A 4,332-nucleotide genomic window follows, 5' to 3' on the forward strand; every position below is an offset into this window, starting at 1 on the left:
CCGCTTGCCGGGCGCGACTTCGCGACTGCCGGCGCCGCCGACGACGAGATAGCGCTTCACGCCGGAGGCGCGCACCGCCTCGATCAGCGCATCGGTATCGCTGTCCAGGAAATGCACAGAGCTGATCACAGCGTCATGGCCGCGGATCAGGTCCGCGAGACCTTCTGTGTCGAAGACATCGCCCTTCCTGGCCGTCACGCCCGGAAGCGCGACAATCTTTTCCGGGTTGCGCGCGATGCCCGTGACGATATGGCCGCCATCGGAGAGTTCCCTGAGAAGGCGCGAACCGACAGCGCCCGATGCACCAATGAGAGCGACTTTTGCCATGTCTGTTTCTTATGCTTGGGGGTCTGGAGGATGGGGTCACGCCGCCGCGATGTGGGCGACGAGATTGTCGAAGCTGCCGAACAGCGCGTTCGAACCGATGAGCCGGGGCGCATCGTTGCGGATGACCGCGAGCGAAGGCACGCCATCGGCATGCAGGCGCTGGAACAGCGCACGGCCACGGCCAACCTGATCGCGGTGAGCCGCCAGCAATGTTTCGGTCGGCGCCTTGAGCATTTCGGCGGCGTCCGCCATGCCGTCGGCGGCGAGCACCTCGGCCACACCGCCGATCGTCACGACATCGCGTCCTTCTACATAGCGCGCATGCTGGATCGTCTTCAGCGCCGCAAACCGGCGGCTAGGGTCCTCCAGGCCAACGGCAGTGATGCCGAGTGTGGCGGCATGTGAGTCGAGCAGGGTGCCACGGACATTGAGGACATTGTGCCGGTAGGCCGGCGTGAACGATTGTCCGGTCAGGCGCTCGATGCGCTGGTCGTTCGCCCAGGCGTGCGCCGCAAAACCTTCATCCATCGGACGCGCGCCGGCGCCGGAAAACAGGCCGGTCGGCAGCAGCTCGACGCGCACGCCGGCGGCCGACAACCGGCCGAGCATCCGGGTGGCACCATAGCACCAGCCGCACAGCGGATCGAAAAGATAGGTCACTTCTGAATTGTTCATAATCGCTGCTACCCATGATCCGGCTGCCGGCTTGATCGAATGCCGTTGGCTGATATGTGGCAGGTGGGGGTCTTGCGATAAATGGCACCCAATAATACAAACTGTATGATCTGATCGTACAAATGGCAGCCAGCTTGGCCGAACTTCTGAACCTCAATCGGCTCGCCTACTTCACCACGGTGATGGAAACCGGCTCGTTCACGGCCGCAGCCAACCGGCTTGGCGTCGCCAAGGCCGTGGTCAGCCATCAGATCGGCAAGCTCGAAGAGGAACTGGGCGCAACGCTGCTGCAGCGCACGACCCGGCGTGTCACGCCGACCGAAGAGGGGCGCCTCTTCTATGACCGCGCGATGATCATCCTGCGGGAAGCGGAGGCCGCCTATGGCGAAATCTCGCGCGGGGCCGTCGAACCGAGCGGAACGCTGAGGCTGACGGCGCCGCTCGACTACGGCACCAAGATGGTGGCTCCGGTCATGGCGGCCTATCTCAGAACCTATCCGCAGATGCGCGTCGAGGCGATCTTCGACGACGCCGTCAGCAATCTGGTGGACGAGCAGATCGATCTCGGCATCCGCGTCGGCTGGCTCACCGATTCCTCGAACCAGGCGCGGCGGCTGGGGACGATCCGGCAAATCGTGGTGGCGAGCCCTGGCTTCGCGGCGAGCCTGCCGCCGGACCTGACGCCGCGCCAGGCAAGATCGCTGGCCTGGGTCGGCAACACCCAGTTGCGCGGCATCGGCCAATGGCTGTTTTCCAGGGATGGCGAAACGGTGCTGACCGAGCTCAATCCGGTCCTCATGTGCGACAAGAGCCCCGCCGCCCTTGCTTGCGTGCTCGTCGGCATCGGGCTGGGCGTCTTTCCGGACTACAGCGTCAGCGACGATATCGCCGAGGGGCGGCTGGTGCCGGTATTTGCCGACTGGAGCCTGCCGTCAGGCGGCATCCACGCAGTCTTTCCGCCGGCCCGGTTCCGGCCCGCCAAGGTGCGCACCTTCGTCGATCTGCTCGCGGCGGCCGAGAAGCGGCGATCGCGCGGTGTTGCCACGGCTTGAAGCCGATGGCGGTCAGCGGGCCTCTTGCAGGATCATCTCGGCTGCCTTCTCCGCGATCATGACGACCGGCGAGTTGGTGTTGCCCGAGACGATTGTCGGCATGATCGAGGCATCGACCACGCGCAGCCCGGCAAGCCCGTGAACACGCAGGCCGTCGTCGACCACCGCCATCGTATCCGAACCCATCTTGCAGGTGCCGACGGGGTGGAAGATCGTCGTGCCGATATCGCCGGCCTTGCGGATGAGCTCTTCATCGCTGTCATACTGCGTGCCGGGCAGCATCTCTTCCGGCGCAAAGCGCGCCACCGCCCGAGCCTTCATCAAACTGCGGACATGGCGCAACGACGCGACGGCCACGCTGCGGTCTCCCTCGGTGGAAAGATAGTTCGGCCGGATCCTCGCCGCCTCCCGCGCGTCGGACGAAGCCATGTGCACGCTGCCCCGGCTTTCCGGACGCAGATTGCAGACCGAGACGGTGACCGCGGGAAAGCGATGCAGCGGCTCGCCCAGACGGTCGGTGCTCAGCGGTTGCACATGATATTCCAGATCGGGCGTTGCGAGGCGCGGATCGCTCCTGGCGAAGATGCCGAGCTGGCTTGGCGCCATCGACAGCGGCCCGCTGCGCTTGAGCGCGTACTCCAGCCCCATCGACGCACGGCTGACCAGATTGTGGTAACGCTGGTTGAGCGTGGCAGTGTTGGCGACCTTGAAGACGGTGCGGATCTGCAGATGGTCCTGCAGGTTTTCTCCGACGCCCGGCAAAGCATGACGAACATCCACGCCGATGCCCGAGAGCAGGTCGGGGCGACCCACCCCCGACAGTTCGAGCAGCTTGGGCGAGTTGATGGCGCCGGCCGCAAGGATCGTCTGTCCGGCGCGGACCTGATGCAGGCGGCCGCCTTGGCGGAAAACCAGTCCGGTGACGCGCCGGCCGTCGAATTCGAGCCGTTCGGTTTCCGCGCCGAGCACTACGCGCAGGTTCTTGCGCCCCGCTATACCGCGCAAAAACGCCTTCGATGTGTTCCAGCGGACGCCCTTCCTCTGGTTGACCTCGAAATAGCCCGAGCCTTCATTGGTGCCGGTGTTGAAGTCTTCGGTGCGCGGAATGCCGAGTTCCTCGGCCGCGTCCCGGAAGGCGTCGAGGATCGGCCATGAAAGCCGCTGCCGTTCGACCCGCCACTCGCCGCCGCTGCCGTGCATGGCGCTCTTGCCACCATGGAAGTCTTCCGACTTGAGGAAGTAAGGCAGGACATCGTCCCAGCCCCAGCCGGCATTGCCGGCCTGGCGCCAGCCATCATAGTCGGCAGCCTGGCCGCGCATGTAGATCATGCCGTTGATCGATGAACAGCCGCCGAGCACCTTGCCGCGCGGATAGTTGAGGCTGCGTCCGTTGAGACCGGCTTCCGGCTCGGTCTTCATCATCCAGTCGGTGCGCGGGTTTCCCATGCAGAAGAGATAGCCGATCGGGATATCGACCCAGTGATAGCGGTCGCTGCCGCCGGCCTCGAGCAGCAGCACCTTGTTGTGCGGATCGGCCGAGAGCCGGTTGGCGAGCACGCAGCCGGCGGAGCCGGCACCGACGATGACGTAGTCGTAACTGCCGAACGGAGACGGTGAAGCTTCGGTCACGTGCGCGCCTGCTGTCCGGCGATGCGCTCCCACATCGGGGTCATCGCCTGGTTGATCTCGCCATAGAGTCGATACCGCCGTGCGTATGCGTGAGCAACCGTCTCGTTGGGTACAAAATGTCGGGCGGCCGCTGTCATGGCGGTTGCACCGGCACTGTAGTCCGCGAAAATGCCGACGCCGGTGCCCGCCGCGATCGCCGCTCCCAGCGCGCCGGTTTCGCGGCTGCGCGCCACGGTGACGGGCACGCCGAGCACATCGGCGAAAATCTGCGGCCAGACGCTGCTGCGCGAGCCGCCGCCGGACAGCACCACCTGGTCGAAATCGGCGCCCGCTTTGTGCAAGGTCTCGACATGGCGCTTATGCTCGAAGGCGACCCCCTCGAACAGCGCACGCAGCAGATGGGCTCGGCTGTGCCAGCCGGCGATGCCGTAGAAGCCGGCAAGTCGCCATTCGAATTGTGCAGCGAACTGGTGGCGTCCGTCGATCCCAACAGCGACATCCCGATCTATCATCCCTTCCTTTATGGCTCGCAGCAGAATGGCCATGCGCGCGCCGGCTTCTACGGCATCGCCGGCTGGCACAGCCGAGCCCATCTGCTGCGTGCGCTGTTCGAGGGGGTCGCCTTCGAGCATAAGCGCCATGTCGAGAC

At 65.2% G+C, this 4,332-nt stretch carries 4 protein-coding genes and 2 pseudogenes; 2 read left to right on the top strand and 4 right to left on the bottom strand.

Annotated features, from left to right (window positions below; all coding sequences use genetic code 11):
* The coding region (locus EN991_RS25160) for an NAD(P)H-binding protein (RefSeq protein ID WP_127369774.1) at positions 1-327 on the bottom strand (327 nt) is incomplete at its 3' end.
* A 36-nt stretch (positions 328-363) separates the two neighbouring features.
* Positions 364-1,002 (bottom strand): DsbA family protein, encoded by a 639-nt coding sequence (locus EN991_RS25165; RefSeq protein WP_127369775.1) that lies wholly within the window; start codon positions 1,000-1,002, stop codon positions 364-366.
* A 134-nt stretch (positions 1,003-1,136) separates the two neighbouring features.
* On the opposite strand from EN991_RS25165, the gene EN991_RS25170 reads away from it, so the two are divergent.
* A complete protein-coding gene (locus EN991_RS25170; RefSeq protein WP_064995524.1) occupies positions 1,137-2,054 on the top strand; it encodes a LysR family transcriptional regulator in 918 nt (305 codons plus the stop codon).
* Between the two features lie 12 nt (positions 2,055-2,066).
* Here EN991_RS25170 and EN991_RS25175 read toward each other — a convergent pair whose 3' ends face one another.
* Both EN991_RS25175 and EN991_RS25180 read right to left on the bottom strand, forming a co-directional pair.
* Positions 2,067-3,683, bottom strand: coding sequence for a GMC family oxidoreductase (locus EN991_RS25175; RefSeq protein WP_127369776.1), 1,617 nt, complete (start codon positions 3,681-3,683; stop codon positions 2,067-2,069).
* A pseudogene (locus EN991_RS25180) lies at positions 3,680-4,123 on the bottom strand (FGGY-family carbohydrate kinase); the annotation flags it as partial. The pseudogene EN991_RS25180 and the gene EN991_RS25175, both read right to left, overlap by 4 nt.
* Here EN991_RS25180 and EN991_RS25185 point away from each other — a divergent pair.
* A pseudogene (locus EN991_RS25185) lies at positions 4,121-4,332 on the top strand (carbohydrate kinase); the annotation flags it as partial. The pseudogenes EN991_RS25180 and EN991_RS25185 overlap by 3 nt on opposite strands.

It is taken from the genome of Mesorhizobium sp. M7A.F.Ca.US.005.03.2.1 (assembly GCF_003997795.1).
Lineage (GTDB): Bacteria > Pseudomonadota > Alphaproteobacteria > Rhizobiales > Rhizobiaceae > Mesorhizobium > Mesorhizobium ciceri.

Bases quoted from the DNA above. Each gene is read 5' to 3' on its own strand.
- EN991_RS25165 (WP_127369775.1), bottom strand. From the start codon at position 1,002: ATGAACAATTCAGAAGTGACCTATCTTTTCGATCCGCTGTGCGGCTGG.